This is a genomic window from Rathayibacter sp. AY1B7, assembly GCF_002932735.1.
In the GTDB taxonomy this organism is placed as follows: domain Bacteria; phylum Actinomycetota; class Actinomycetes; order Actinomycetales; family Microbacteriaceae; genus Rathayibacter.
Genome location: NZ_PSWK01000017.1, coordinates 42,774 through 69,365 on the forward strand (window position 1 = coordinate 42,774; position 26,592 = coordinate 69,365).

A 26,592-nucleotide genomic window follows, 5' to 3' on the forward strand; every position below is an offset into this window, starting at 1 on the left:
CCGTCAGGTGGCGGCGGGTGCGGACGCTGCGTCGGAGGCCGGATCGGCCACCGGCTCCCCACGATACAGGCTCTCGAAGGTGCTGATCGTGCGGTTGATGTCGTGCGCGGCGACGATTTGGAGGGAGGCGCGCTTCATCGCCTCGAGGTCCTCCTGGTCGGCCGTGAGCACGGCGGTGAGGCGGTCGGCGAGGGCCTCGGCGCTGCCCGGAGCGAAGAGGTAGCCGTTCTCGCCGTCGTGCACGAGGTGCGGGAGGGCCATCGCGTCGGCGGCGACGACGGGGAGGGCCGAGGCCATCGCCTCCATCGTCGCGATGCTCTGCAGCTCGGCGATGGACGGCATGGCGAACACGGTGGCGCGGGTGTACGCCTCCTTGAGCTCGGCGTCCGAGACGTAGCCGGTGAAGCGGACGCGGTCGGCGATGCCGAGGGTCGCGGCGAGCTGCTGGAGGTTGCGCATCTGGTCGCCGCCGCCGACGATCTCGAGCTTCGCGTCGAGCGCCGGATCGAGCAGGGCGACGGCGCGGAGCAGGACGTCGATGTGCTTCTCGCCGGTCACGCGGCCGACGAAGAGGATCGAGTCGCCGGCGCGGGCCGAGAAGTCGGGCGTGTAGTTGTCGGCGTCGATGCCGCAGGAGATGGCGTGGACGCCCCGGAGGCCCGTGTACTTCTCGAGGAACTGCGCGGCCTTGCGGGTCGGCGTGGTGACCGCCTCCGCCCGGCCGAAGGTGCGGCGCGCGGCCCGCCACGCCATCGCCACGGCCTTGGCCTGCACGGCCTTCGGCAGGAGGGTGAACTCGAGCATGTTCTCGGGCATGAAGTGGTTCGTGCCGACGATGCGGATGCCGCGCTTGGCCGCCTCGATCCCGAGGCCGCGGCCGACGATGATGTGCGACTGGAAGTGCACGACGTCGGGCTTCACCTCGTCGAGGATGCGCGCGCTGTTCTGCCGGATGCGCCACGGCATCGCGAAGCGCAGCCAGTCGTGCGGGTACCAGCGCCAGCTGTAGAGCCGGTGCACGATGATCCGCTGACCCTCGTGCGTCTCGACCCGGGTGCCGCTCCAGCCGTCGGCAGAGGGGGCGACGACGTGGACCTCGTGGCCGCGCTGCGCGAGACCGGCGGCGAGGCGCTCGGCGAACTTCGCGGCTCCGTTCACGTCGGGAGCGAAGGTGTCGCAGCCGATCACGACCGTCAGCGGTCGGGAGTCGGGCGATCCCGGTCGGGACGCGTCGCGGGGATCTGACACGGGAGGTCCTATCGGTGTCGTGCCGCTCGGGGAGAGAAGGGAGCGATCGGCGGAGGTCGGTCGGTTTCGTGGCTCTCGGCGCGGAGCCATTGTAGGCAGAGGAGTCCTCACCACTCGGGATCCCGCGCCGTCAGCGCGCCTGCGGGTGGTGCTTGGCGAGGAGGAAGACGCCGTAGATGGCGACGGCACCGGCCGCGATGAAGAGCGGGATCGCCCACGGGGCCGCGTACTGCGCCTCCCCAAGCACGACGATGCCGATCGCGACGGCGACCAGCGGGTCGATGACGGTGAGGCCCGCGACGACGAGGTCCGGCGGGCCGGAGGAGTAGGCGTTCTGCACGAAGTACCCGCCGAGCGCGGTCGCGGCCAGGAGCGCCACGATGCAGACCACCGTCAGCGGGTCGAACTCGCCGTACTTGATGCGGTTGAGCACGACCTTCGCGAGAGTCGCGACGAAGCCGTAGACCACTCCGGCACCCACGATGTAGAAGATCGCCTTCGCTCCGCGGCGGAAGACGCGGAAGGCGATGACGAAGACCGTGAGCACCACGGCGAGGATCACGAGGATCGTGATGAGCTCGGGCGTCTGGATGGACTTGTCGACCGCGTTGAACGCCGCTACGAGGACGAACGTGCCGACGCCTCCGACGCAGAGCACGATCGCCCGGATCGACGCCGCGTTCAGGCGCACCCGGCTGACCCGCGCGTTGACGACCGCGGTGATCACGAGCGCCACCGCTCCGAGCGGCTGCACCACGATGAGCGGGGAGAAGCCGAGGCTCGTCAGCTGGAAGACGATCGCGAGACCCAGGAGCAGGGTGCCGATCACCCACGAGGGGCGCGAGAGCAGCGCGACCAGCTGGCCGCCGCTGAGCCCGGAGGAGCCGGAGCGCTTCGAGAACCGCTCCACCTTCGCCACTCCCCGGTGCTGGAACTGCGCGCCGAGGGAGAGGAACACCGCGCCCACGAGAGCGATCGGGATGCCGATGAACTTCGCCGGGTCGTTGAGGAGTTCGGCGAGATCGGCGGGCATGGGGTCGACCCTACCCAGAACGCCTCCGGGAGTCCTCCGACGCACGGGTGAGGGGCTGAGCCCAGCGGATGATCCTCGCGGACCCGGTCGGCGGCCCCGCGGTACCCTGTCCACCATGGCCGTCCTCCCCATCCGCATCGCCGGCGACCCCGTCCTGCACTCCCCCGCCGCCCCCGTCACCGAGTTCGACGATGCGCTGCGCACCCTCGTCGCCGACATGTTCGAGACGATGGACACCGCCCCCGGAGTCGGCCTCGCCGGCCCGCAGGTCGGCGTCCCGCTGCGCCTGTTCGTCTACGACTACGCCGACGACGACGGCACCCCCCGCCGCGGCGTCGCGATCAACCCCGAGCTGTTCGTCACGCCGACCCCGCTCGGCGAGGCGGACGAGGACACGGAGTCGGAGGGGTGCCTCTCCTTCCCCGGCGAGCGCTTCCCGCTCCGCCGCTCCGAGCGGGCGATCCTCCGCGCGGTCGACCTCGAGCAGGAGCCGTTCGAGATCGTCGCGGACGGCTGGTTCGCCCGCGTGTTCCAGCACGAGTTCGACCACCTCGACGGCGTGCTCTACATCGACCGCCTCGAGCACGAATACCACAAGCCGGTCGCGAAGATCACCCGGAAGCGCGGCTGGGGCGGCCCCGGCGTCTCGTGGCTGCCCGGCGTGGAGCACCTCGAGGACTGACTCAGGCCAGGTCGACCCCGTGCACGCCGTTGTGGTGGCGGATCGCGGGGAACGAGGCGGTGACGCTCCGGCCGACGCCGGGCGTCCGCTTCTCGGTCACGTCACCGCCGAAGAGGGCGGCCCGCTCGCGCAGCTCGGCGAGCGCGGGGCTGTCGATGCGCTCGGTGAGCGAGCGCAGATCCGCCTCGAGAGCGCTGGCGTCCTGCTCCGCAGCGCCGTGCTGCTCGCGGTCGTCGTCGACCTCCACCCGGAGGCCGGTGGTCGTCCATCGGGAGCTGATGCGGACCTCGGTCCCCGCGCCGCCGGTCTCCAGCGCCGAGTCGAAGGCGTACTCGAGCACCCGGAGCACGGCCACCTCGGCGCCGTCCTGCAGCGGGAACGGCTCGCCGAACGACTCCTCGCGGACGCTCAGGCCTCGCTCGCGGGCGCCCTCGATCAGGGGGACGGAGCCGCCGGTGCGCGGCAGCTCCCCCGGATCGACGGAGGCGACGGTCGCGATGCGGCGCAGCTGCGCCAGCGAGGCCTCGGCCGCCCGCACGGCACGCTGCGCCGACCGCGCGGCTGCGGCGGGGTCGCGGTCGATCGTGAGACGGACGCTCTCGGCCTCCTCGACGACGTGCGCGGCGCTGCGGACCGCGAGCTGCTCGAGCTCGCCGACGATGCGGAGCCTCGCCTCCTGCTCGCCGACCGCCAGCTCGAGGCGGACGACGCGCGCCGCCTCCTCCGCACGGCTCTCGGCGGCACGGCGCTCGGCGCCGACGGCGCGGCGCCACAGCACGACGACCGCGACCAGGGCGATCAGGGCGAGGACGAGGACGACTTCGAGCACGACGGCCTCCGGGGGGACGGGACGGGTTCGGCACAGGAGCGCCGGAGAGAGATCGTACCCGCGCCGCGGACAGCGGACCTGAGGCCGCGGAGGGGGTTGCGGAGCCGGACTCAGCCGTCGGAGCGCACGGAGCGGGTGACGGTGAAGCGGCGGTCGCGCGCCACCACCGTGGTCGGCCCGACCGCGCGGCGCAGCTCGGCCGGATGCGCGAGGTGGGAGTTGAAGACCGTCCACAGCACGCCTCCGGGGCGCAGCACGCGGCCGGCCGCGCGCAGCATGCGCCGGGCGACGAGGTCGGTGACGGCTCCGTCGGAGTGGAACGGCGGATTGCAGAGCACGACGTCGACGGAGGACGCCTCCAGAGTCGAGGCGTTGTCGTCGCGGAGGACGCGGACGGCCAGCCCATTTGCCGCCGCGGTCGCCCGGGCGGACTCGACCGCGGCACGCGAGGTGTCCGTCGCGATCACGGCGAGGTCGGGGCGGGCCCTAGCCACCACGGCGGCGAGCACGCCGGTTCCGCAGCCGAGGTCGAGTGCGGTGCCCGCGGGGAGGGAGTCGAGATCGAGGGCGGCGAGGAGGGCGCGGGTGCCGAGGTCCAGTCGTGCACCTGCGAAGGCTCCCGGCAGTGCGACGACCTCGAGGTCGAGCTCGTCCAGACGGCGCCGCTCGGGCCCGGGCGCGGGCGGCTGGTCGGGGAGCGCGCCGCTCGCGAGCAGGGCGCGCGACTTCTGCCGGGCGAGGGAGACGTCGATCCGCTCGTAGCGCACGGCGAGCACGTCGTTCATCGTGCGGGTCATGTGCTTGATGCGGCCGGCGCCGATCAGGGTCGCCGCCGGGTTCGCGAGTGCGGTCCCGGCCGCGACGGCGGCCAGGGCGTCGAGTGAGCGCGGCAGGCGCAGGAGCACCGCGTCGGCGTCGCGGACGGCCTCCGCGACGGAGTCGACGATCTCGATCGGCGCGAGATCGACGCCCGACCCCCGCACCGTCTCGAGGTTCTGCGCGAGAGCGCGCTCGGCGGTGATCGAGTCCTGCACGACGCGTACGGCACGGCCGTCGGCGGCGAGGCCGAGGCTCAGTGCCCCGTAGGCGTCCCCGATCACGGCGAGGCGGCCGCGATCGGCGGCGAGGTCGAGCAGCAGACGGTCACTGGCGTCGACGGCGACGAGATCAGGCGCCTCGACGTCGGGGCGGCGGCGCAAGAGAGCGAGCACGTCCTCGCGCATCGCCCCTCCGATCGTCGGTCCGAGCGGGTGGGCCCTCGAGGGCGACCGCTCGCGGGCACGAAAAAAGGGCCCGAGAGTGGAGTCCCGGACCCTTCGCTCCCCGACTTGGACTCGAACCAAGAACCTACCGGTTAACAGCCGATTGCTCTGCCAATTGAGCTATCGAGGATCATCCGACCACCCGGAGGCGATCAGCGCGGTACTACTTTAGCAAACTCTCCGCGAACGCAAAATCGGGCGCGCACTCAGTAGCCGGAGCCCGGGTCGACGCGGCCGACGAACGGCCCGCCGGCGGCACAGGCGGCCACGTTGGCGCGCACGCGCTCGGCCAGGAGCGGCGCGGTGATCTCGGGGGTGTCCGCGCTGTGGGGCGTGATCAGGCACCGGGGCTCGCTCCAGAGCGGATGCCCGTCCGGCAGCGGCTCGGGGTCCGTCACGTCGAGCGCGGCGCCCGCGAGACGGCCTTCGGCGAGGGCCGCGACGAGCGCGTCCGTGTCGACGAGGCTCCCCCGGGCGACGTTGACGAGCACGGCGTGGGCGGGGAGCCGCGCGAGCAGACCCGCGTCGACCATCCGCTCCGTGCCCGCGGTGGCGGCGGCGGCAAGGACCAGCACGTCGGCGTCCGCCGCGGCCTCGGCGAGCCGCGACGCCGGCAGGGTGCGGGCCGCGCCCTCCACCGGCTCGTCTCCGCGGCGGACGATCGTCACCCGGCTGTCGAAGACGGCGAGCAGCCGCAGGAGCTCGCGAGCGATCCCTCCTGCTCCGACGATCACCACGGAGGCGCGGTGCAGCGTGACCGCCTTCTTCGGCCCCCACGACTCGGCGCGCGCCCGCTCCGGCAGCGAGCGCAGGAGGGCGAGCACCAGCGCGAGCGCGTGCTCGGCCACCGGCTCCGCGTAGGCGCCCTTGGCGCTGGTCCAGACGACGTCCGCGCGGGACGCGGCGAGCACGGGCGCGAAGACGTCGACGCCGGCCCAGGGCAGCTGCACCCAGCGGATCGACGGGTGCTCCTCCAGCACAGCGGCCAGCTCGTCCGTGCGGCCGTAGGACAGCCAGAGCAGCGCGTCCGGACCCCCGTCGAGTCCGACGACCACTCCACCGCCCGACTCGACCGCCTCGGCGAACACCGGCTTCGGCCGCGGGAGCACCGCGACGCGCGGGACGGTCACTGGTCGGCCGCCTCGACGCGCTGCGCTCGGGAGGCGTCGAAGCGCTCGTACTCGGCGAAGGCCGCTCCGAGCTCGCGCACGTAGGGGTGCCGCGCCTCGATCAGCACGTCCAGCAGCGGCCCGTACGCGACGACCTCGCCGCCGACCAGCACTGCGATCCGGTCGGTCGCCCGGCTCAGCACATCGATGTCGTGGCTGACCACGACGGCCGCGAATCCCTCCCGGCGCCGCAGGTCGGCGAGGAGGTCGACGATCGACTCGCGCACCGTCGCGTCGATGCCCGAGGTCGGCTCGTCGGCGATCAGCACCTTCGGCCCGAGCACGAGCGAGCGGGCCACGGCCACGCGCTGGCGCTGGCCGCTGGAGAGCTCGTAGGGGTAGCGGTCGAGCAGGAACAGCGGCAGGTGCACGGAGTCGAGCAGCGTCGCCACCCGCACCGCCGCGGCCTTCGGGTCGTAGTGGCGGTCGCGGAGGAAGATCGGCTCGGCGATTAGCTCCGAGACGGTCAGCTCGGGGCGGAGGGTCGCTCCGGCGTCCTGCGCGAGATGCGCGACGTCGACGGTGAAGCGCTTGAGCTCGCGGGCGGGGAGCGAGCGGAGGCGGTGCCCCGCGACCGTCGCGTCCCCTCCGATGATCACCGGGCGCGTGCGGCCGCCGTCGTGCCCCAGGCCGTCGCCGCCGAGCACGCGCGCGAGCGTGGACTTGCCCGAGCCGCTGCCGCCGAGGATCCCGAGCACCTCCCCCGGCTCCACGCGGAGGCTCACTCCCCGCAGCGCCGTCCACCGGCGGCTGATGCCGCGCGGCGGGTACTCGACGCTGAGGTCGTCGACGACGATGGGGGCCGGATCCCCGGCGGTCCGGCTCACGCCCGGCGCTCCGCCTCGACGATGCTGCGCAGGAGCTCGCGCCTCGAGGCCTGCTCGACCGGGTCGGGCACGGGCAGGGAGGCGAGCAGGCGCTGCGTGTAGGGGTGCTTCGGCGCAGCGAGCACCTCCGCCCCAGTCCCCTCCTCGACCAGCTCGCCGCGGTAGAGCACCGCGATGCGGTCGGCGAGCAGGTCGACCACGGCGAGGTCGTGGCTGATGAACAGCGAGGCGAAGCCGAACTCGCGCTGCAGCTCGGCGAACAGCTCGAGCACGCGGGCCTGCACCGACACGTCGAGCGCCGAGGTGGGCTCGTCGGCGATCAGCAGCTTCGGCTCGAGGGCGAGGGCCCGGGCGAGGCTGGCGCGCTGGCGCTGGCCGCCGGAGAGCTCGTGCGGGTAGCGGTCGCCGTAGGAGCGGGGCAGCTGCACCGCCTCCAGGAGCTCGTCGACGCGCGAGCGCGCCCCGGCGGCGTCGCCGGCCCGTCCGTGCACGATCAGCGGCTCGGCCACGCACTCCGCGATGGTGAGCAGCGGGTTGAAGCTCGACGCCGGGTCCTGGAACACGAAGCCGATGTCGCCGCGGACCGGCCGGAAGGCGCGCTCGCGGATGCCGCGCATTTCCTTGCCGAGGACCTTCAGCGACCCGCCGGTCACCGGCGTCAGACCCGCGATGGCGCGCCCGATGGTGGTCTTGCCCGAGCCGCTCTCGCCGACGAGGCCCAGCACCTCGCCCGCGCGGATGCGCAGCGAGACGCCGTCGACCGCGACGAAGCCGGGACGGCCGAGCCGGCCGGGGTACTGGATCCGCAGGCCCTCGGCGGCGACGAGCGTCTCGGTCTCGGGGGCCTCGGCGCGCTCGACGGCGCGGACGCGGGCGCGCTCGACGCCCTGGCCCACGTGCGGGACGGCGGCGAGGAGCTTCCTCGTGTACTCGGCCTTCGGCGCCGAGAACAGCTCGGAGACCGTCGCCTCCTCGACCAGCTCGCCCTGGTACATCACGGCGACGCGGTCGGCCAGATCGGCGACGACGCCCATGTTGTGGGTGATCAGCACGATCGAGGTACCGAACTCGTCGCGGCACCGGCGGAGCAGGTCGAGGATCTCGGCCTGCACGGTCACGTCGAGAGCCGTGGTCGGCTCGTCCGCGACGATCAGGCCGGGATCCAGGACCAGGGCCATCGCGATGACGACGCGCTGCTTCTGGCCGCCCGAGAACTGGTGCGGGTAGTAGTCGACCCGCTTCTCCGGCTCCGGGATGCCGACGGTGCGCAGGACGTCGATCGCGCGCTTGCGCGCCTCCTTCTTCGAGACGGAGCCGTGAGCGCGCAGTCCCTCCGCGATCTGCCAGCCCACCGTGAAGACCGGGTTGAGGGCGGTGCCCGGCTCCTGGAAGACCATGGCGACGTCGGTGCCGCGCAGCTCCCGGAGGCGGGCCTTGGGCACGGAGACGACGTCGGTCGCCGCGCTGCCGTCCTTCTTCGAGAGCAGGACCACTCCGGAGGCGGTGGCCGTCTCGGGCAGGAGGCCGAGGATGGTCTTCGCGGTCACGGTCTTGCCGCTGCCGGACTCGCCGACGATCGCCAGGACCTCGCCGCGCTCGACGCGCAGGCTCACCCCGGCGACGGCGCGGACGGCGCCGCGGTCGCTCGCGAAGGCGACCTCGAGGTCGGTGATGTCCACGATCGGACGCGCTGAGGCGTCCCGGACGATGCGCTGGTCGCTCATCGCGTCTCCTCCACTCCGGCGACGGGGTCGTGCCCCGGCGTCTCCAGGCCGTCGGCGGCGAGGACGCCGCCCGGCACGACGGACGTCGCGGCGACGTCGCCGGCACCGGCGGCCACCGCGCGCCGACCGCGCAGGCGCGGGTCGGCGAGGTCGTTCAGGCTCTCGCCCACGAGGGTGATGCCCAGCACCACGAGCACGATCGCCAGGCCCGGGAAGACCGAGGTCCACCAGATGCCGCTCGTGACGTCCGACAGCGCCTTGTTGAGGTCGTAGCCCCACTCCGCGGCCGACGTCGGCTCGATGCCGAAGCCGAGGAAGCCCAGGCCCGCGAGGGTCAGGATCGCCTCGGAGGAGTTCAGCGTGAAGATCAGCGGCAGCGTGCGCGTCGCGTTCCGCAGGACGTGGCGGAACATGATCCGCGGCGTCGACGCTCCGATGACCTTCGCCGACTCGACGAAGGCGTCGCCCTTGATCCGCACTGTCTCGGCCCGGATCACGCGGAAGTACTGCGGGATGTAGACCACGGTGATCGAGACCGCCGCGGCGAAGATGCCGGCCCAGAGGTTCGACTGCCCGCCGGAGATGACGATCGACATCACGATCGCCAGCAGCAGGGTCGGGAACGCGTAGATCGCGTCGCAGATCACGACGAGCACGCGGTCGAGCCAGCCGCCGAGGTAGCCGGAGACGAGGCCGAGGAAGACGCCGAGGAAGATCGACAGGACCACGGCGACGACGATCACGAGGAACGCGGTCTGCGCTCCCCAGATCACTCGCGACAGGACGTCGTAGCCGCCCACGGTGGTGCCGAGCAGATGCTCCGCGCTCGGCGGCTCCTGCGCGCCGAACGACTCGCCGCCCGAGCGCAGCTGCGAGTAGCCGTAGGGCGCGATGAGGGGCGCGAACAGGGCCACCAGCAGGAACGCGCCGGTGATGATCAGGCCGGTGACGAGCATCCCCCGCTGGAGGCCGACGCTCTGCCGGAGCTGGTGGACGACCGGCACGCGGTCGACGAGGCGGCGGCGCGGACGCGCCGGGGAGGTGGTGCTCATGCTCAGTACCTCACTCGCGGGTCGATGAGCGCCGCGATGACGTCGACGATGAAGTTGGTCAGCGCCACGATGACGGCGAGCAGGGCGACGATGCCCTGCACGGCCACGAAGTCGCGGGCCTGGAGGTACTCGGCGAGCTGGAAGCCGAGGCCCTTCCACTCGAAGGTGGTCTCGGTGAGGACGGCGCCGCCGAGCAGCAGGGCTATCTGCAGGCCGATCACGGTGATGATCGGGATGAGCGCCGGCCGGTAGGCGTGGGTGCGGACGAGCCGGAACTCGCTGACGCCGCGCGAGCGCGCCGCGTCCACGTAATCGGTGCCGAGCGTGCCGATCACGTTGGTGCGCACCAGTCGCAGGAAGATGCCCGCGGTGAGCAGGCCCAGTGCGACGGCGGGGAGCACCGCGTGCGAGAGCACGTCCGAGATCGCGGCCGGGTCGCCGGTCTGGATCGCGTCGATCAGATAGATGCCGGTCTTGTTCTCGAGGAACTGGAGCGAGAGCTCGGTGCTCGTCGAGGCGCGCCCGGCGACGGGGAACCACTTCAGCCAGACGGAGAACACCAGCTTCAGCAGCAGGCCCGCGAAGAACACCGGGGTCGCGTAGCAGAGGATCGCGAAGATGCGCAGCACCGCGTCGGGCGTGCGGTCGCGGTGGTAGGCGGCGAGCATCCCGAGCGGGATGCCGACCAGGAACGCCACGATCAGGGCGTAGAAGGCGAGCTCGACCGTCGCAGCGCCGTAGGTGAGGAGCACCTCGGTGACGGGGCGGTTGTCGCTCAGGGTGGTGCCGAAGTCGCCGGTCAGCAGCTTGCCGAGGTACTCGAGGTACTGCACGATCAGCGGCCGGTCGTAGCCGGCGGCGGCTACGCGCTCGGCGAGCTGGTCCGCGGTCAGGCGGCCGCCGAGGGCCGCCGTGATCGGGTCGCCCGTGGAGCGCATGAGGAGGAACACCAGCGTCACGAGGATGAAGACGGTGGGGATGATGAGCAGGAAGCGGACGAGCAGGTAGCGCCCGAGTCCGCCCCCGGAGCCGCGCGGTCGCCGGGTGGGCGCCGTCGCCGCAGCCGTCGTGGCTGTCGTCACGTGATGCCTTTCGTGGAGAACGGCCGGCGCCTCCTGTCGGGGAGGCGCCGGCCGCGAGGGGGGTGGATCAGCCCTTGCTGAGTGCCGCGTAGCGGAACTTGAACGAGGCGTCGAGGGTGTCCTCGGCTCCGCTCACGGTGCTGCCGACGACCGCGACCTGCGAGCCCTGCAGGTAGGGGACGGTCGAGAGCTGCGCCGCGACCTTCTCCTGGATCTGCTCGATCAGCGCGGTGCGCGCGTCGGCGTCGGTGGTCGAGACCTGCTGCGCGATCAGGCTCTGCACCTCGGCGTCGTCGAAGTGGTTGGCGAGGAAGTTCTCCTTGATGAAGAACGGCGAGAGGTAGTTGTCGGCGTCGGAGTAGTCGGGGAACCAGCCGAGCTGGTACGCCGGGTAGACGTCGCTCGAGCGGTCCTTCGAGTACTGCACCCACTCCGTGGTCTGCAGGTTCACGGTGAAGAGGCCGGTCGACTCCAGCTGGTCCTTGATCAGCGCGTACTCGTCGCCCGAGGACGGACCGTAGTGGTCGTTCGAGTACTGCAGGTTCAGGGTGACCGGAGCGGTGACGCCGGCGGCCTCGAGGGTCGCCTTCGCCTTGTCGGCGTCGGGCGCGCCGTTGCCGTCGCCGTAGAGCGACTTGAGCGGCTCGACCGCGCCGGTCAGGCCGGCGGGGACGTAGGAGTAGAGGGGGGTGTAGGTTCCCTTGTAGACCTGGTCGGCGATCTCGTCGCGGTCGATCAGGTCGGCGACGGCCTGGCGCACGGCGAGGGCCTTGGCGCTGTCGGCCTCACCGGTCGTCGCGCCGAAGGGCTGGGTGTCGAAGTTGAAGACGATGTAGCGGATCTCGCCGCCGGGGCCGTCCACGACCTTGACCGTGTCGTTGCCGCGGAGGTCGTCGATGTCCGTCGCCGAGAGGCTGCGGAACGCGACGTCGATGTTCCCCTCCTGGATGTCCAGCTTGAGGTTGGACGAGTCCGCGTAGTACTTGACGTTGACGGTGTCCGTCTTCGCCTCGCCGAGAACGCCCTGGTAGTCCGGGTACGCCTTGTACTGGATGAGGTTGTTCACGTCGTAGTTCGCGATCGTGTACTGGCCGGCGAAGGCGTCGCCCGAGACGATGTCGGCGTCCGCGGTCAGCTCGTCGGCCGAGAAGACCTCCTCGTCCACGATCGGGCCGGCGGGGCTCGAGAGGATCTGGGGGAAGGTCTGGTCGTTCTCGGACTTCAGCGTGAAGACCACGGTCGTGTCGTCCGGAGCCGCGACGCTGTCGAGGTTCGCCAGGAGCGAGGACGGGCCGTTCTCAGCCGCGATGCCGACCTGGCGGTCGAAGGAGAACTTCACGTCGGAGGAGGTGAGGTCGTGGCCGTTGGCCCACTTCAGTCCCTCCTTCAGCTTCACGGTGTACTCCGTGGGAGCGGTGAACTCCGCCGACTCGGCGATGTCGGGCTCGACGTCCGGGCTGCCGTAGGGGGTGTTCATCAGGAACGGGAACACCTGGTTCATCACGGCGAACGAGCCGTTGTCGTAGGAGCCCGCGGGGTCGAGCGTCGTGATCTTGTCGGTGGTGCCGATGGTCAGGGCCCCTCCGGCGCTGCCGCCGGACGAGTCGTTCCCGCCGGCGGCGCAGCCCGTCAGCACGAGCGCGACCGCGGCGAAGCCTGCGGCGGCGGCCAGTGCACGGGTGCCGCGAGTGGATGCGGAATTCATCTCCGTCTGCCTCTTCCTGTCAAGGATGGGATGCGGGCGCTCCGGGCGCGCGGACTCTCGGCGCACAGATCTCCTGTGGGCTGTGGCGTCACGACACTGGACGCCCGCATTGCTGTTCCTCATAGGTAACACAGTTGGAAGCGCTCTCCGAACCGGCACGGGCGTGCGGCCGATTTCTTCACACGACCGCAACACGCTCACTCCGTGCGCAGCGCCCGCTTCTCGCGCTCGAGCTCGACCAGGCGCACCTGCACCGCGCGCGCCATCACCGGATCGGCGGACGCGCGCTGGAGCGCCCCGCGCAGCTCGGCGATCTCGCGGAGCAGGTCGCGCTCGATGAGCGAGATCGCCACGTCGCGGGAGTAGCGGGCGAGCCCCTCCTCGTCGGCGGCCGGGATCGGCGCCACCGCGAGCTGGCGCACCAGCGAGGCGAAGGGGCCGGGGACGTCGTCGGCGACGTGCTCGACCCAGTCGCGGTCCTCCGCCCGCTCGAGGTTCGCGACCACGGCGTCGCGGACCACGCGGAGGGTCTCGTTGGTGACCGCCGCGTGCGCCGCCCGGGCCAGGAGCTCCGGACCCATCGCCTGCGGAAGCTGGAGCATCGCCATCAGCGCCTCGCGCTCGATGCGCGTGACGACGTCGACGGGGAGGTCGGCGATGCGCGCGCCGAGGGGCGCCTCGGCCGCGGGTGATCCGCCGCCGCCCCGCCCGCCCTGCTGGTCGCGGCCCTCGGGTCCGGAGGAGCGGGGCCGGGATCCGGCGGAGCGCACGGCGGAGTTGACCTCGGCCATGTCCAGGCCGAGCATCCGGGCGAGCTCGCGGGAGTAGCCGGGCCGCAGCGCCGGGTCGCGGATCTCGGCGACGACCGGGGCGGCCGCGCGCAGGGCCGCGATCCGGCCCTCGACCGTCTCGAGGTCGTAGCGGTCCAGCAGCTGCCGGATCACGAACTCGAACATCGGCTTCTTGTCGTCGATGAGGCGGCGGACGGCGTCGTCTCCGCGGTTCAGGCGGAGGTCGCAGGGGTCCAGGCCCTCGGGCGCGACGGCGACGAAGGTCTGCGCGGCGAAGCGGTGCTCCTCCTGGAACGCGCGCATCGCCGCCTTCTGGCCCGCCGCGTCGGGGTCGAAGGTGAAGACGACCTCGCCGACGCCGCTGTCGTCGCCCAGCACCCGGCGCAGCACCTTGATGTGGTCGACGCCGAAGGAGGTGCCGCAGGTGGCGACCGCGGTGGTGACGCCGGCGAGGTGGCAGGCCATGACGTCCGTGTAGCCCTCGACGACGACGACCCGGTGCCCGCGGGAGATGTCCCGCTTGGCGAGGTCGAGCCCGTAGAGCACCTGGGACTTGTGGTAGACGGGCGTCTCGGGGGTGTTGAGGTACTTGGGGCCCTTGTCCTCCTCGAGGAGGCGGCGGGCGCCGAAGCCGACGGTCTGGCCGGTCACGTCGCGGATCGGCCAGACGAGGCGGCCGCGGAAGCGGTCGTAGACGCCGCCGCGGTTGTTGCTGCTGACCAGGCCGGCCGTGGTCAGCTCCTCCTCCGAGAAGCCGCGGCGCTTGAGCGCGGTCGTGAGCCCGTCCCAGCCGTCGGGTGCGAAGCCGACGCCGAAGCGGTCGGCGGCGGCGCGGTCGAAGCCCCGCTCGCCGAGGAAGCGCCGACCGACGTCGGCGCCCGGGGTCGCGAGCTGCTCGCGGAAGTACTCCTCCGCGGCGTCGTTCGCGGCGAGGAGGCGCGCTCGCCCGCCGGTCTCGGGCGCGCGGCCGTCGCCGTCCTCGTACTGCAGCGGGAAGCCGATCCGCCCGGCGAGGCGCTCGACGGTCTCGCTGAACGAGCTGTGGTCCATCTTCATGATGAAGCTGTAGACGTCGCCCGACTCCTGGCAGCCGAAGCAGTGGTAGAAGCCGGCCTGCGGGCGGACGTGGAAGCTCGGGCTGCGCTCGTCGTGGAAGGGGCAGAGGCCCTTCAGTGAGCCGATGCCGGCCGACTTCAGCGTGACGTACTCGCCGATCACGTCGCCGATGTTCACCCGCGCCTTGACCTCCTCGACATCTGACTGTCGGATCCGAGGCATGGGGTCCATCGTATCGGCCGCCGGGGCCGCCGAGCCGGGGTGGGGAGAACTGCACCAGGGCGGCGCGGATCACCCCGAGACCTGTGATCCACCCGCACCCCGAGATCAGGGTCATCCCTGATCCGCACCGGCCCGCCGTCTCCGAGAATCGACCCATGCCCCCTGCCGCCTCCCGCCCGCCTCTCCTGCGTGCTCTGCTCGTCGCCCTGCTCGGCGGTCTCGTCCTGGGCGGGCTCACCAGCCTGCTGCAGGGCTCCCTCCCGCCGTCGGTGAGCTCGTTCGCCAACTCCTCCGGCGGCTGGTCCATGCTCGTGTTCGCGCTCGTGCGCCTCGGCGGCGCCCGACCGGCGGCGGCGGCCGCGCTCGGCCTGCTGAGCTTCTGGGCACTGCTCGAGGGCTACGACCTGGTGACCGCGGCGCGCGGCTTCGGCTACTCGCCACCCTTCACGGACGTCTTCTGGCTGCTCGCCGTCCCTGCCGGGCCGCTCCTGGGGGCCGCCGCCGCACTCACCCTCCACGGCTCGAGGACCTGGCGCGTTCTGGCTGTCGCGCCGCTCTCGGGCGTGCTGATCGGCGAGGGCGTCTGGGCGCTGAGCGCGGTCGCCGACACCACGAGTCCGGTGTACTGGTGGCTCCAGATCGTCCTGGGCGCGGGCTTCCTCGTCCTGGCCGTCGTGCGGAGGAGGCCGCGGGCACTCGTCTCGCTCGCGGCGCTCGGCGTCACCGCGGCGGCCGCCGTCGCCTTCTCCGTCGTCTACTCCGCGCTGTGAACCGTTCGAGAGGGTCGTCGCGGACCCTCCGCGCACTCGCGGGTTCCGCCCTCCTCCTGGCCCTCGCAGGGTGCACCACCACGGCGGACACCCCGGTCGCGCCGCCGTCGTCCGCCTCCGTGCCGTCGTCGACATCCTCCGCCATCCCTCCTCCGATCGACGTCTCCGCCGAGCTGGCCGCGCTCGAGAACGAGTTCGACGCCCGGATCGGCGTCAGCGCCGTCGACACCGGCTCGGGTCGCCGGGTCGATCACCGGGCCGACGAGCGCTTCGGCTTCGCCTCGAGCCTCAAAGCCCTCGCCGCGGCGGAGTTCCTGCGCACCGTCCCCGCCGCCGAGCGGGACGAGGTGGTCACCTGGACCGTCGCCGACGTCGAGGCGGCGGGCTACTCCCCCGTCACGGAGGAGAGCACCGCCACCGGCCTGCCGCTGTCGCAGCTCGCCGAGGCGGCCGTCCGCCGGAGCGACAGCACAGCTCTGAACCTCGTGCTCCGGCGCCTCGGCGGACCCTCCGCCCTCGACCGAGGACTGGAGGCTCTCGGCGACACCACCACCGAGGTGGTGAACGAGGAGCCCGCGCTGAACACGATCGAGCCCGGCAGCACCGAGGACACCACCACCCCGGCCGCGTTCACGGCCGACCTCGCCGCTGTCGCCACGGGTGACGTGCTGTCCGCGGAGGACCGGGCACTCCTGCTCGACTGGATGAGCGGCAACGCGACCGGCGACACTCTCGTCCGGTCGGGCGCTCCGGCCGGCTGGAGCGTCGCGGACAAGTCCGGGGGCGCCGGGGGGATCCGCAACGACGTCGCCGTGGTGACGCCTCCCGGGCGGGACGCGGTCGTGCTGTCGATCCTCTCGGCGCGCAACGACCCCGAGGCGGACTACGACGACGCGCTGGTCGCCCGCGCCGCGGCCGTCGTGCTGGGAGCCCTGCGGTAGCGGCCCCCCGGCGTCAGCAGTGCCGGTTCACGTAGCCCGCTGCGCCACGGGGGACGACGTCGCGGTCGCGGAGGGTGACCGAGATGCTCCGGCCCTGCGCGGCGCAGGCCTCGGAGTAGGCGGACCGGCCGTTGTCGGTGTACTCGATCTCGTAGACCTGGCGCCCGTAGACGTCCGTGTACGCCGCGCACTCGTCGTAGACCTGGCACTCCTCGACGACGGCGAAGTCGAAGCCGACCGTCCTCTTCCCGGCAGCGGCGAGATCGGCTCCGTTCTTCTGGCCGATCGCCAGGCCGGAGCGGTGAGCGCGCGCCGTCAGGAGGGTGGCGAACGCCAGCGCCTGCGACTTCGTCAGCCTCCCGCCCGAGCGGGTGTAGCTGTCCAGATTATCGGCCTCGACGGCGTCGAAGCCGTCCTCGGCGCAGCCGTCGATCCAGGCGCCGACGATCGCGAGCAGAGCGGTCCGCTTCGCGGCGGTCGAGACGTCGAAGAGGTACTCGTCCGGCCAGCCCGGATCGGCGAGGGGCTTCCCGTCCGCTCGCCTCACCAGGAGCTCGGGGTGCCGCTTCGCGAAGGCGGCGGTCTCGCCGGGCTGGGTCTGGAAGGCGTTCACGTAGCAGATGCTGTAGCGGCCGGCGGCGGGCGCGTCCGTGCGGTCGCGGTCGACGATGGTGACGCTCGACGCCGGAGCGTAGGCGCCTCCCAGCTGGTAGTCGAGGACGCCGTTCGCGGGAGGGAGCAGCGGTGCCGCCGAGGCCGCGGCGGGCTGGATCAGCAGCAGCCCCGCGACGACCAGGGCGAGGAGGCCGAGACGGGGCCGACGCGGCCTCATCCGGGAGCTCCCGGCGTGCGCCCTGCGGCTCGCACGCCCGTGGCCGCCGGCAGCGCGCCGAGTGCGAGCTCGCCGATGACCGCGATGCGGTCCGCCGGTGCTCCGTCGCGGGCCTGCGTCGACATCCCGCTGAGCACGGCGACGACGAAGGCGGCGACGGATCCGGCGTCCGTCTCCGGCGGCACGTCGCCCTCCTCGATCCCGCGCTCGACTCGTGCGGCGACGAGCGCCTCCATCTCGCGGCGACGGGCCTCGAGCCGCGGCTCGCTCAGCACGAAGCAGCCGGCAGGAGTGCCGGGCGCGGAGTACCCCTCCGCACTGACGCGGACGACGGCGGCGACGGCGTCGCGCGCCGTCAGCCGGTGCGAGTACAGCATCGGCTTGCTCATCCCCGACCGTGCCGCGATGCGGTCGACCCGCGCTCCCGCCAGCCCGTGCGCCGCGAACTCCTCCGTCGCCGCCTCGAGGATCCGCTGCCGTGTCCGCTCCGCTCCCACGCCCTCACCGTACCCGCCGCCCCGCGCCCCTCCGCGCCTCGCGGTGCGGTGCCCTCCCCGCCCTCCGAGCCGACCGGCCGACCCGCACACCAGCACATCGCCTCAGACGACGCACCCGGCTCCCTGGAACCCACCACCCCGACAAGCCGACCGCGGTGACGCCTGGCGGTAACCGGCGTGCCCCGGCACCGCTGAACGGCCGATCCGCGTCCCAGCGGATCGCCCTAGGCGGACGCACCCCGCATTACGAAACGCACCACCCCGACAAGCCGACCGCGGTGACGCCTGGCGGTGACCGGCGTGCACCGGCACCGCCGAACGGCCGATCCGCGTGCCAGCGGATCGCCCTAGGCGGACGCACCCCGCTCCACGAACCGCACCACCCCGAGAAGCCGACCGCGCCACGCCGGGCGAGGACCGGCGTGCAATCGAGCACCGCCGAACGGACGATCCGCGTAACAGCGGATCGCCTCAGGCGGACGCACCCCGCTCCCTGGAACGCACCACCTCGACAAGCCGACCGCGGTGACGCCGAGCAGGGACCGGCGGCACAGCTGAGCCGGGCGCCGCCCGGCTCAGCGCATCAGCACAGCCTCTCGAACCAGGCGAGGGCGCTCTGGTCGGTGAGGTTGGCGACCTGGTCGACGACGACGCGGCGGCGGGCGTCGTCGTCGGGGGCGGCGTGCCAGTCCTCGGCGAAGCCGGGCTCGAGGGTTCCCGGGCCGCGGTCGAGGAGGGTGTCGGCGAGGCGGGTGAGGACTTCGCGCTGCTGGGCGTAGATGGGCTGGCGGGTGTTCCGCGACATCACGAACGTCGCGACGATCCCCTTGAGCACGGCGATCTCGGCCTGCTGCTCGCGGGGGACGACGACGTGGCCGCCGAAGCGGACGAGGTCGGGGTGCTGGTACGCCTCGCGGGTGGCGTCGGTGGCGGCGGCGGCGAAGCGGCCGATGAGCTGGCTGGTGAGGTTCTTGAGCCGGGCCTGGTCGCGGCGGGAGCCGTCCCAGGAGGAGACCCACACGTCGAGCGAGTCGAGACGGTCGAAGGCGGCGACGAGCTCGTCGTGTCCGACCTCCCCGCCGACCCAGGAGTGCATCGACTGCACGAGGTCCTCGTGGTCGGCGCGGGAGCCGAGTGCTTCGACGTCGATGTAGCCGGAGACCACCGCGTCCTCGAAGTCGTGCACGGAGTAGGCGATGTCGTCCGAGAGGTCCATCACCTCGGCCTCGATGCAGCGCACCCCCTCGGGGGCGCCCTCGCGCATCCAGGCGAACGCGGGGGCGTCGTCGGCGTAGAAGCCGAACTTGGCGCGCCCCGACGGGTCCGCGACCGAGCGCGTGTCGGGCCAGGGGTACTTGCAGCTCGCGTCGATGCTGGCGCGGGTGAGGTTCAGCCCGTAGGGGCGGGCGTCGTCGCCGAACACCTTCGGCTCGAGCCGCGTGAGCAGCCGGAAGGTCTGCGCGTTGCCTTCGAAGCCGCCGATCCCCTCGGCCCAGGTGTTGAGCGCGCGCTCGCCGTTGTGCCCGAACGGCGGATGCCCGATGTCGTGCGCGAGGCAGGCCGTGTCGACGACGTCGGGGTCGAGGTCGAGGCTCGTGGCGAGCTCCCTGCCGATCTGCGCCACCTCGAGCGAGTGGGTCAGGCGGTTGCGCGCGAAGTCGACGCCCGCCGTGGGGCTGAGCACCTGGGTCTTCGCGGCCAGGCGGCGGAGCGCGCTGGAGTGGAAGAGCCGGGCGCGGTCGCGGGCGAAGTCGGAGCGGCGGGTCGAGTGGTCCTCCGGCAGGAATCGCTCGGTGTCGACGAGCGAGTACCCCCAGAGCGCGCGGTCATCCACCGCTGTTGTGGATCTCGGCGGCCGAGACCGCGTCGCGCTGCCCGGCGTCGAGCTCGCGGGACTCGAGCCAGCGGTCCGGGAGGGAGGGGACCTTGGGCGAGCCGGCGCGGCCCCGCTGCCCCTCGGCCGCCTCGCCCGGGTAGGGCTGCGTCCAGTCGAGCGTCGCCAGGAGCTCGTCGAGCTGCGCGAGCGACTCGACGGTGGCCAGGCGAGCGCGGAGGTCGCCGCCGACGGCGTAGCCCTTGAAGTACCAGGCGACGTGCTTGCGGATGTCGCGGCAGCCGCGCTCCTCGCTCTCGAAGAAGTCGACGAGCAGCTCCGCGTGGCGTCGGAACGCCTCGGCGACCTGCCCGAGCGAGGGGCGGAACCGCTCGTCGGAGCCGGCGAACGCGGCGGCGAGGTCGCCGAAGAGCCAGGGACGCCCGAGGCAGCCGCGACCCACGACGACTCCGTCGCAGCCCGTCTCGGCCATCATCCGCAGCGCGTCCTCGGCCGACCAGATGTCGCCGTTGCCCAGCACGGGCACGCTCGTGACCGTCTCCTTGAGCGTGGCGATCGCCGACCAGTCGGCGTGCCCGCTGTAGAACTCGGAGGCGGTGCGCGCGTGCAGCGCGATCGACGCGACTCCGGCGCCCTCGGCGGCACGGGCGGCCTCGAGGTAGGTGAGGTGGTCCGGGTCGATGCCCTTGCGCATCTTGACGGTGAGCGGGACGTCGCCGGCGGCCTTCACGGCGCCCTCGACGATCTGCCGGAACAGCGGGAGCTTCCACGGCAGGGCCGCTCCCCCGCCCTTCCGGGTGACCTTGGGCACGGGGCAGCCGAAGTTGAGGTCGATGTGGTCGGCCCGGTCCTCGGCGACGAGCATGGTGACCGCCTCGGCGACCGTGACCGGGTCCACTCCGTAGAGCTGGATCGAGCGCACCGACTCGCTGGGGTGGTGGCGGATGAGGCGCATCGACTCCGGCGTGCGCTCGACGAGCGCGCGGGAGGTGATCATCTCGCTCACGTAGAGGCCGTTGCCGAACTCGCGGCAGAGGCGGCGGAACGCCGTGTTGGTGATGCCCGCCATGGGGGCGAGCACCACCGGCGCGTCGAGTTCGAGGGGGCCGATCCGGAGCGCCGGCGCGGTGCGCGCGGGCGGGGCGGCCGTGAGAGTGGAGGACATCGGTATCGATTCTCCCAGATCCTGTGTTGGGGAAGGCGGAGTGACGAGCTGAGAGGTGGAGAGATGAACGGGAGCACACCTGTGGAGGACGGTTCGCAGCGGCTGGAGGCGGACGCGTCCGCCCGCGGCCTGGCGGTCGAGATCGTGGAGAGGCCCGCTGCCGGCAGCCTGCACGAGGCGGCCACGCTGCTCGGCATCGAGCCCGGCTACATCGTGAAGTCGCTCGTGGTGAAGCGCCACGACGGCGGCTACCTGTTCGCCCTCGTCCCCGGCGGGCGGCAGATCGCGTGGCCGAAGCTGCGCGCGGTGGTCGGAGTGAACAAGCTCCGCCTCCCGGACGAGACGGCCGCCCTCGAGGCGACCGGCTACCGGCGCGGCACCATCACCCCGATCGGCTCCACGACGGCCTGGCCGGTCTACGCCGACGAGCGGATCCTCGGCCGCCGCGTGGCGATGGGAGCCGGCGCCGACGGGCGCAGCGCCTTCGTCGACGCGGACGCCCTCGTGGCCGCCTACGGCGCGACCGTGGCCGACATCACCGTGGAGGAGCCTCCGCGCTGATCGGCGGCACCTCGGCCTGCGCTTCCGCGGCCTGCGGCACGGCGCAGACGCCGTCCTCGCACAGCGGCCCGCCGGAGTCGCCGAGCATCTCGAACGGCCCGCTCACGCGACGGCCGCCCGCTGCTCCAGCACGTGCTCGAGGACCTCGGTGAACGCCGCCGGCTCCTGGGCGCCGGAGACGCCGAAGCGCCCGTCGAGGACGAAGAACGGCACCCCCGAGATCCCGTACTCGCGGGCCTGGGCGATGTCGGACTGCACCCGCCCGAGGTAGCGCCGGTCCTCGAGAGCGCGGCGCGTCTCCGCCGGGTCGAGCCCGACCTCGCCGGCGAGCGAGGCGAGCACTTCCGGATCGGCCAGGTCGCGGCCCTCGACGAAGTACGCGCTCAGGAGACGCTCGACGAGCTCGAGCTGCAGTCCGTTCTCCTTGGCGTGGTGGAGCGCCTGGTGGGCGGTGACCGTCTTGACGTGGCGCACCGACTCGAAGTGGTAGTCGAGGCCGACACTCGCCGCGATCGCCGTGACGGAGTCGAGCATCTGCTGCGCCTGCGCCTCCGGGATGCCCTTGTGCTCGGCGAGGAACGCCGCCTCTCCCCCGCGGTAGTCCTCCGGCGTGTCCGGCGAGAGCTCGAAGCTGCGGTACTCCACGACGACCTCCGGAGCCTCGGGGTGCGCCGCGCGGAAGGCCTCGAGCCCGCGCTCGAACCGGCGCTTCCCGATGTAGCACCAGGGGCAGGCGATGTCGGACCAGACGTCGACGGACAGGGGGCTCGGCTCAGCACTCACCCCCAGGACAACGGAGGGGGCGCCCCGCTATTCCCGCAGCACGCGGACGAGCTCGTCCACGTCGGACTCGTCGTTCCAGAGGTGGAAGGCGATGCGGAGCCGGCCGCCGCGGCCCGAGACGCGCAGACCCGCGGCCTGCAGCAGCTCCAGGTCCGCTCCCCCCTCGTCCGGCCAGGACACCAGCGCCCGGTGCTGAGGCTCCCGGTCCAGCCGCTCGCACAGCAGGTCGCCGAGGCCGGAGGCGTGCGCCCAGACCGCGTCGAGGTCGAGCGAGCGGAACAGAGCGAGCGACGCCTCGGCGCCGGCGAACGCCTGCCAGGCCGGCGAGACGTCGAAGCGGCGGGCGTTCTCGGCCAGGTGCATGGCCGGTCCGTAGCAGGACGACCACACGTCCTCCCCCGAGTACCAGCCCGCCTGCACGGGGACGAGCTCGGCCGCGTAGGCGGGCGAGACGGTGAGGAACGCCACTCCGCGCGGCGAGCACAGCCACTTGTAGGCGTGGGTGAGGGTCGCGTCGAAGCGGGAGGCGTCGACCGGCAGGACGCCGGCCGCCTGCGTGAGGTCGCACGCGGTCCGCACTCCGTGGCGCGCGGCCGCCTCGAGGACGGCGTCGAGATCGGCGAGCGCTCCGCTGCTGGACTGCACGGCGGAGAAGACGACGAGGTCGTCCCCGTCCTCGACGGAGTCGGCCAGCGCCTCGAGCGCGACGGAGCGCACGGTCACTCCGCGGTGCGCCTGGGCGAGGAAGGGGAACACGATGGAGGAGAAGTCGCCGTCCACGCAGAGCACACGGGCCCCGTCGGGCAGCGAGGCGGCGAGCACGGCGGCCATGGCGGAGGTCTGCGAGCCGATGGCGACCCGGTCGACCGGGACGCCGGAGATCGCGGCGAACGAGGCACGCGCGCGCTCGGCGACAGCGCCGTAGGCGGCGGCCGTGCTCTCCCCGGACGACCAGCCGTCGAGGTCCGCCCGCAGCGCCTCGACGGTCTCCCGCGGCGGCAGGCCGAGGGTGCAGGCGTTGTGGTAGCCGCGGGCACCGGCGAAGCGCGCGCGCAGGTCGGCGGAGTTCGGCAGTGCGGTGCTCACCTCTCGAGGATGACGCTCCGGAGCCGGATCGCCAAGACCGGGGAGCGACCGGGCGCGTCGGCGGCGGGCCCGGTCAGCGGGCGGCGAGGGCGTGCGCCTGCTCGAGCACGGCGACGACCTCGCGGGCCTCGCGGACGTCGACCGGCGAGGGAGCGCCGTCCTGGAGCGACCGCGCGACCTGCTCGAGGAACGCGGCGTAGCGTCCCCGCTCACTCGGCACGGGGTGTGCGCCGGAGTCGTCGACGAGGACGCCCCATCCCTCCGGCGCGACCTCGCCGAAGCCGTCGTCGTCCGGTCGGGCGCCGCCGGTGCGGAGCGCGGTCTCCTGCGGATCGAGACCGTCGACGCTGAAGGCGGCGCGGGTGCCGAGCACGCGGAAGCGGGGGCCGGTCGCCCGGGCGACGCGGCTCATGGTGAGGTGGGAGCGGACGCCGCTGTGATGCAGGAGCGAGACGAACGCGTCGTCCTCGCTCGCGGAGCCCTCGTGGACGGTCCGGGTCTCGGCCGCCGTGACGACCGCCGGGCCGAACAGCAGCAGCGCCTGGTCGACCAGGTGGCTGCCGAGATCGAAGAGGATCCCGCCGCCCTCGGCCGGACCCGTCTCGCTCTGCCACCGGCCCGTCTTCGGCGCGCTCCAGCGCTCGAAGGTCGACTCGAAGCGGAGGACCTCGCCGAGGACCCCTTCGCCCAGGAGGCGGCGGAGTGTGAGCAGATCGGCGTCCCAGCGCCGGTTCTGGAAGACGAAGACGGGCGCACCGCTCCGCTCGGAGGCGGCGATGATCGCGTCCGCGTCGGCCGCGCTCGGTGCGAAGGGCTTGTCGATCACGACGGCGACGCCGGCCTCGAGCACCCGGACGGCCTGCTCCCGGTGCACCGACGGCGGCGAGGCGAGCACGACCAGCTCCGGCCGCTCGGCGAGCACCGCGTCGAGGTCGGGCACGATCCGGGCGTCCGGATGCGCGGCGGCGGTCGCGGCCCTCCGACCGGCGTCGCGGGTGGAGACGGCGACGACCTCGAACGCCGGGTCGGCCGCGAGGAACGGACCGTGGAAGACGCTGCCGGCGAGCCCGAAGCCGACGATCCCGGCCCGGATCACGAGGAGGCCCCCGGCACGTCGACCGCGCCGCCGAAGCGGCGGGAGCGGCCGGAGTAGTGCTCGATCGCGTCCCAGAGGTCGGTCCGCGTGAAGTCCGGCCAGAGCCGGTCGAGGAACACCATCTCGGCGTAGGCGCTCTGCCAGAGCAGGAAGTTGCTGGTGCGCTGCTCGCCGGAGGAGCGCACGAAGAGGTCGACGTCCGGCATCTCGGGGACGTAGAGCGCCTTGGCGATGGTCTTCTCGGAGATGCCGGAGGGCTTGAGCCGCCCCGCCTGGACCTCGGCGGCGAGCCGCTGCACCGCGTCGGCGATCTCGGTGCGCCCGCCGTAGTTGACGCACATGGTGAGAGTGAGCACGTCGTTGCCCGCGGTCATCCGCTCGGCGAACTGCAGCTCGTTGATCACCGACGCCCACAGGCGCGGCTTTCGGCCGGCCCAGCGGATGCGCACGCCCCACTCGTTGAGCTGATCGCGGCGGCGGTGCAGCACGTCGCGGTTGAAGCCCATCAGGAAGCGCACCTCCTCGGGCGAGCGCTTCCAGTTCTCGGTCGAGAACGCGTAGACGCTGAGGTGCTTCACGCCGATCTGGATCGCTCCGGCCACGACGTCCAGCAGCGTTGTCTCGCCGCGCTTGTGCCCCTCGATCCGCGTCAGGCCGCGGGAGTTCGCCCAGCGGCCGTTGCCGTCCATCACGATGGCGACGTGCCCCGGAACGGCCTTCCGCGGGATCGCGGGCGGATGGATCCCGGTCCAGTCGAGGGGGCGGTACGGCTCGGCGTCCTTGTGTGTGAAGGGCTTCATCGGGTGACGTGCTCCAGGGATCTCAGACCGCGTTCGAGGTGGAACTGCGTGTAGGCGGCGACCACTCCGCTCGCCCGCGACCGCGTGGTCGGCTCGGTGGTCTCGGCGTGGGCCCAGTCTCCCGTGAGCAGCGCACCCAGCAGGACCACGACCTCCGGAGCGACCCGCGGTGCTCCGGGCGGCGTGCAGTCGGCGCAGACGACGCCTCCGAGCTGCACCACGACCGCGCCGTGGGGCCCGGGGGCGCCGCAGCGCGCGCAGTCCTCGAAGCTGGGCGCCCAGCCCGCGATCGAGAGCGCCCGCAGGAGGTAGGAGTCGAGCGTCAGCACCGGCTCGTGCTCGTGCTTCGAGAGCGATCGCAGGGCCCCGACGAGCAGCAGGTACTGCTGCAGGGAGGCGTCCGCGTCGGTGAGGCGGTCCGCCGTCTCGACCATCGCGCTCGCCGCCGTGTAGCTGTCGTAGTCGGCGGCGATCAGCGCACCGTAGGCGCCGAGCGACTCGGCCTGCGTGACGATGTCGAGGCTCCGGCCCTCGTAGAGCTGCAGGTCGGCGACCATGAACGGCTCGAGCCGCGAGCCGAACTTGGAGCCGGTCTTGCGAACGCCCTTCGCCACCGCGCGGATCTTGCCGTGGCTGCGCGAGAGCAGCGTCACGATGCGGTCGGCCTCGCCCAGCTTGTGCGTGCGGAGCACCACGGCTTCGTCGCGATAGGTGGGCATCCTCCGATTATCCCCCCGACCCCCGACACCCGGCTGGCAGCCCGGCCGGAGCAGGGCCCGCGCCGTGGAACGATGTCCGGGTGGCAGCCTCCCTCTTCGAGATCCCGGCCTGGGCCGACCTGCTCGCGATCGCCATCGGCTGCCTCCAGGGCGCGATGTTCGCGGGCGAGTTCCGCGACCGCCGGATCGACCTGCTCGGCGTCACGATCATCGGCACGGCCACCGGCCTCGGCGGCGGCGTGCTCCGCGATCTGCTGCTCCAGACGCCCCTGGTGGCCCTGCACACCGACGCGTACCTGATCGTCGCGGTGACCGCCTCCCTGCTCGGGATGCTGCTCCAGCACCTGCTGAACCGGGTCGACGGGACGATCACCGCCCTCGACGCGCTGACCCTCGGGCTCTTCGGCGCGATCGGCACCACGAAGGCCCTGTCGCTCGGCGTGCCGGAGGTGCCGGCCGTGTTCGTCGGCACCGTCTCGGCCGTCGGCGGATCCGTCGTCCGCGACATCCTGCTGAACCGGCCGATCGCGCTGATGCACGTCGGCTCGCTCTACGCGGTCGCCGCCTCGGTGGGCACCGGCGTCCTGGTCCTCACGCTGCGCTTCGGAGTGACGATCGACTTCGCCGCGCCGCTCGCGGTGGGCGTGACCACGGTCATCCGCCTGCTCGCGGTCCGCTACGGCTGGAGCCTGCCCGAGCAGCGCGCGCTCAGCGGGGTGCCGCGCCTGCGCTGGCGCCGCCGGACCTAGCGGCGGCCGACCCGGACGCAGGGAGCGGAGTCCCGCGCGGTCCGCGCACGGGAACGCCGGGGGAGCCGCGACGCATC

General features: G+C 72.7%; 25 protein-coding genes and 1 tRNA gene. 5 read left to right on the plus strand and 21 right to left on the minus strand.

Features of this window, described 5'->3' with window-relative positions:
- Positions 1-3: 3 nt before the first annotated feature.
- Both C5C95_RS10695 and C5C95_RS10700 read right to left on the minus strand, forming a co-directional pair.
- On the minus strand, positions 4-1,248 hold the full coding sequence (locus C5C95_RS10695; protein WP_258063521.1) for a glycosyltransferase: 1,245 nt from the start codon (positions 1,246-1,248) through the stop codon (positions 4-6).
- 130 nt (positions 1,249-1,378) lie between these two features.
- A complete protein-coding gene (locus tag C5C95_RS10700; RefSeq protein WP_104223451.1) occupies positions 1,379-2,281 on the minus strand; it encodes a DMT family transporter in 903 nt (300 codons plus the stop codon).
- Between the two features lie 115 nt (positions 2,282-2,396).
- Between C5C95_RS10700 and def the strand changes: the two genes are divergently transcribed.
- On the plus strand, positions 2,397-2,963 hold the full coding sequence (gene def, locus C5C95_RS10705; RefSeq protein WP_104324415.1) for a peptide deformylase: 567 nt from the start codon (positions 2,397-2,399) through the stop codon (positions 2,961-2,963).
- A 1-nt stretch (position 2,964) separates the two neighbouring features.
- Here def and C5C95_RS10710 read toward each other — a convergent pair whose 3' ends face one another.
- The 10 genes from C5C95_RS10710 to dnaG all read right to left on the minus strand — a co-directional run bounded on the left by C5C95_RS10710 (position 2,965) and on the right by dnaG (position 14,682).
- Positions 2,965-3,792, minus strand: a complete 828-nt coding sequence (locus C5C95_RS10710; protein ID WP_104223449.1) for a hypothetical protein — start codon at positions 3,790-3,792, stop codon at positions 2,965-2,967.
- A 110-nt stretch (positions 3,793-3,902) separates the two neighbouring features.
- Entirely contained in the window at positions 3,903-5,015 is a 1,113-nt protein-coding gene (locus C5C95_RS10715) for a class I SAM-dependent methyltransferase (RefSeq protein ID WP_104223448.1), read from the minus strand.
- Between the two features lie 96 nt (positions 5,016-5,111).
- Positions 5,112-5,184, minus strand: a tRNA-Asn gene (locus tag C5C95_RS10720).
- A 76-nt stretch (positions 5,185-5,260) separates the two neighbouring features.
- Positions 5,261-6,184, minus strand: coding sequence for an NAD(P)-dependent oxidoreductase (locus C5C95_RS10725; protein ID WP_258072660.1), 924 nt, complete (start codon positions 6,182-6,184; stop codon positions 5,261-5,263).
- Positions 6,181-7,050 carry an ATP-binding cassette domain-containing protein gene (locus C5C95_RS10730; RefSeq protein ID WP_104276805.1) on the minus strand — a complete coding sequence of 290 codons (870 nt, stop codon included), beginning with the start codon at positions 7,048-7,050 and terminating at the stop codon, positions 6,181-6,183. The genes C5C95_RS10725 and C5C95_RS10730 overlap by 4 nt, the downstream gene beginning before the upstream one ends.
- Positions 7,047-8,774, minus strand: coding sequence for an ABC transporter ATP-binding protein (locus C5C95_RS10735; protein WP_104247513.1), 1,728 nt, complete (start codon positions 8,772-8,774; stop codon positions 7,047-7,049). Before C5C95_RS10735 ends, C5C95_RS10730 begins: the two co-directional genes overlap by 4 nt.
- Positions 8,771-9,826: an ABC transporter permease gene (locus C5C95_RS10740; RefSeq protein ID WP_104309527.1), complete on the minus strand. Its 1,056-nt coding sequence runs from the start codon at positions 9,824-9,826 to the stop codon at positions 8,771-8,773. Before C5C95_RS10740 ends, C5C95_RS10735 begins: the two co-directional genes overlap by 4 nt.
- A gap of 2 nt (positions 9,827-9,828) precedes the next feature.
- On the minus strand, positions 9,829-10,908 hold the full coding sequence (locus tag C5C95_RS10745) for an ABC transporter permease (protein WP_104223444.1): 1,080 nt from the start codon (positions 10,906-10,908) through the stop codon (positions 9,829-9,831).
- 67 nt (positions 10,909-10,975) lie between these two features.
- A complete protein-coding gene (locus C5C95_RS10750; RefSeq protein ID WP_104223443.1) occupies positions 10,976-12,613 on the minus strand; it encodes an ABC transporter substrate-binding protein in 1,638 nt (545 codons plus the stop codon).
- A gap of 197 nt (positions 12,614-12,810) precedes the next feature.
- Positions 12,811-14,682: a DNA primase gene (gene dnaG / locus C5C95_RS10755; RefSeq protein WP_104324416.1), complete on the minus strand. Its 1,872-nt coding sequence runs from the start codon at positions 14,680-14,682 to the stop codon at positions 12,811-12,813.
- A 155-nt stretch (positions 14,683-14,837) separates the two neighbouring features.
- Here dnaG and C5C95_RS10760 point away from each other — a divergent pair, with 155 nt between their 5' ends.
- Both C5C95_RS10760 and bla read left to right on the plus strand, forming a co-directional pair.
- Positions 14,838-15,452, plus strand: a complete 615-nt coding sequence (locus C5C95_RS10760) for a DUF6518 family protein (RefSeq protein ID WP_104324417.1) — start codon at positions 14,838-14,840, stop codon at positions 15,450-15,452.
- Positions 15,449-16,393, plus strand: coding sequence for a class A beta-lactamase (bla, locus tag C5C95_RS10765; protein ID WP_104324418.1), 945 nt, complete (start codon positions 15,449-15,451; stop codon positions 16,391-16,393). Before C5C95_RS10760 ends, bla begins: the two co-directional genes overlap by 4 nt.
- Positions 16,394-16,406: 13 nt before the next feature.
- On the opposite strand, the gene C5C95_RS10770 is transcribed toward bla, so the two are convergent.
- The 4 genes from C5C95_RS10770 to dusB all read right to left on the minus strand — a co-directional run bounded on the left by C5C95_RS10770 (position 16,407) and on the right by dusB (position 20,721).
- Entirely contained in the window at positions 16,407-17,225 is an 819-nt protein-coding gene (locus C5C95_RS10770) for an endo alpha-1,4 polygalactosaminidase (protein ID WP_104324419.1), read from the minus strand.
- Positions 17,222-17,722, minus strand: coding sequence for a TetR family transcriptional regulator (locus C5C95_RS17845; protein WP_181125655.1), 501 nt, complete (start codon positions 17,720-17,722; stop codon positions 17,222-17,224). Before C5C95_RS17845 ends, C5C95_RS10770 begins: the two co-directional genes overlap by 4 nt.
- A gap of 583 nt (positions 17,723-18,305) precedes the next feature.
- Positions 18,306-19,556: a deoxyguanosinetriphosphate triphosphohydrolase gene (locus C5C95_RS10780; protein WP_104319924.1), complete on the minus strand. Its 1,251-nt coding sequence runs from the start codon at positions 19,554-19,556 to the stop codon at positions 18,306-18,308.
- Positions 19,549-20,721, minus strand: coding sequence for a tRNA dihydrouridine synthase DusB (gene dusB / locus C5C95_RS10785; protein WP_104223437.1), 1,173 nt, complete (start codon positions 20,719-20,721; stop codon positions 19,549-19,551). Before dusB ends, C5C95_RS10780 begins: the two co-directional genes overlap by 8 nt.
- A 63-nt stretch (positions 20,722-20,784) precedes the next feature.
- Here dusB and C5C95_RS10790 point away from each other — a divergent pair, with 63 nt between their 5' ends.
- Positions 20,785-21,282 carry an aminoacyl-tRNA deacylase gene (locus C5C95_RS10790; RefSeq protein WP_104324421.1) on the plus strand — a complete coding sequence of 166 codons (498 nt, stop codon included), beginning with the start codon at positions 20,785-20,787 and terminating at the stop codon, positions 21,280-21,282.
- 102 nt (positions 21,283-21,384) lie between these two features.
- Here the strand turns inward: C5C95_RS10790 and C5C95_RS10795 are convergent, their stop codons facing one another.
- The 5 genes from C5C95_RS10795 to recO form a co-directional block, all read right to left on the minus strand.
- On the minus strand, positions 21,385-22,065 hold the full coding sequence (locus C5C95_RS10795) for a DsbA family protein (protein WP_104238217.1): 681 nt from the start codon (positions 22,063-22,065) through the stop codon (positions 21,385-21,387).
- A gap of 27 nt (positions 22,066-22,092) precedes the next feature.
- On the minus strand, positions 22,093-23,151 hold the full coding sequence (locus C5C95_RS10800) for an aminotransferase class V-fold PLP-dependent enzyme (protein WP_104324422.1): 1,059 nt from the start codon (positions 23,149-23,151) through the stop codon (positions 22,093-22,095).
- A gap of 73 nt (positions 23,152-23,224) precedes the next feature.
- Positions 23,225-24,247, minus strand: coding sequence for a Gfo/Idh/MocA family oxidoreductase (locus tag C5C95_RS10805; RefSeq protein WP_104324423.1), 1,023 nt, complete (start codon positions 24,245-24,247; stop codon positions 23,225-23,227).
- Complete coding sequence (locus C5C95_RS10810; protein ID WP_104324424.1) at positions 24,244-25,047, minus strand: isoprenyl transferase; 804 nt, start codon at positions 25,045-25,047, stop codon at positions 24,244-24,246. The genes C5C95_RS10805 and C5C95_RS10810 overlap by 4 nt, the downstream gene beginning before the upstream one ends.
- Entirely contained in the window at positions 25,044-25,766 is a 723-nt protein-coding gene (gene recO / locus C5C95_RS10815; protein WP_104223431.1) for a DNA repair protein RecO, read from the minus strand. The genes C5C95_RS10810 and recO overlap by 4 nt, the downstream gene beginning before the upstream one ends.
- An 80-nt stretch (positions 25,767-25,846) precedes the next feature.
- Between recO and C5C95_RS10820 the strand changes: the two genes are divergently transcribed.
- On the plus strand, positions 25,847-26,515 hold the full coding sequence (locus C5C95_RS10820; protein ID WP_104273600.1) for a trimeric intracellular cation channel family protein: 669 nt from the start codon (positions 25,847-25,849) through the stop codon (positions 26,513-26,515).
- Positions 26,516-26,592: the final 77 nt, after the last annotated feature.

Bases quoted from the DNA above. Each gene is read 5' to 3' on its own strand.
- recO (WP_104223431.1), bottom strand. From the start codon at position 25,766: ATGCCCACCTATCGCGACGAAGCCGTGGTGCTCCGCACGCACAAGCTG.
- C5C95_RS10700 (WP_104223451.1), bottom strand. From the start codon at position 2,281: ATGCCCGCCGATCTCGCCGAACTCCTCAACGACCCGGCGAAGTTCATC.
- dnaG (WP_104324416.1), bottom strand. From the start codon at position 14,682: ATGCCTCGGATCCGACAGTCAGATGTCGAGGAGGTCAAGGCGCGGGTG.
- C5C95_RS10760 (WP_104324417.1), top strand. From the start codon at position 14,838: ATGCCCCCTGCCGCCTCCCGCCCGCCTCTCCTGCGTGCTCTGCTCGTC.
- C5C95_RS10740 (WP_104309527.1), bottom strand. From the start codon at position 9,826: ATGAGCACCACCTCCCCGGCGCGTCCGCGCCGCCGCCTCGTCGACCGC.
- def (WP_104324415.1), top strand. From the start codon at position 2,397: ATGGCCGTCCTCCCCATCCGCATCGCCGGCGACCCCGTCCTGCACTCC.
- dusB (WP_104223437.1), bottom strand. From the start codon at position 20,721: ATGTCCTCCACTCTCACGGCCGCCCCGCCCGCGCGCACCGCGCCGGCG.
- C5C95_RS10770 (WP_104324419.1), bottom strand. From the start codon at position 17,225: ATGAGGCCGCGTCGGCCCCGTCTCGGCCTCCTCGCCCTGGTCGTCGCG.
- C5C95_RS10810 (WP_104324424.1), bottom strand. From the start codon at position 25,047: ATGAAGCCCTTCACACACAAGGACGCCGAGCCGTACCGCCCCCTCGAC.
- C5C95_RS10750 (WP_104223443.1), bottom strand. From the start codon at position 12,613: ATGAATTCCGCATCCACTCGCGGCACCCGTGCACTGGCCGCCGCCGCA.
- C5C95_RS10715 (WP_104223448.1), bottom strand. From the start codon at position 5,015: ATGCGCGAGGACGTGCTCGCTCTCTTGCGCCGCCGCCCCGACGTCGAG.
- C5C95_RS10735 (WP_104247513.1), bottom strand. From the start codon at position 8,774: ATGAGCGACCAGCGCATCGTCCGGGACGCCTCAGCGCGTCCGATCGTG.
- C5C95_RS10790 (WP_104324421.1), top strand. From the start codon at position 20,785: ATGAACGGGAGCACACCTGTGGAGGACGGTTCGCAGCGGCTGGAGGCG.